The organism is Neisseria sp. P0008.S010, from assembly GCF_051962715.1.
Lineage (GTDB): Bacteria > Pseudomonadota > Gammaproteobacteria > Burkholderiales > Neisseriaceae > Neisseria > Neisseria elongata.
Genome location: NZ_JBQCVA010000253.1, coordinates 1 through 284, shown reverse-complemented (window position 1 = coordinate 284; position 284 = coordinate 1). Strand labels below are relative to the sequence as shown.

Genomic DNA, 284 nt, shown 5'->3' with positions numbered 1-284 from the left:
CAACCGCGGTAATACGAGGGGTCCTAGCGTTGCTCGGAATCATTGGGCGTAAAGCGGGTGTAGGCGGACAACCAAGTCAGATGTGAAAGCCCCGGGCTCAACCCGGGAAGTGCATTTGAAACTGGTTATCTTGAGTGCAGTAGAGGAAGGTGGAATTCCAAGTGTAGTGGTGAAATACGTAGATATTTGGAGGAACATCGGTGGCGAAGGCGACCTTCTGGACTGTTACTGACGCTGAGACCCGAAAGCGTGGGGATCAAACAGGATTAGATACCCGAGTAGTC

The 284-nt window shown here is 52.1% G+C and carries 1 rRNA gene; it reads left to right on the top strand.

The annotated features are described in order from the left end of the window. A 16S ribosomal RNA gene (locus ACTHSL_RS13465) occupies nt 1-284 on the top strand; the annotation flags it as partial.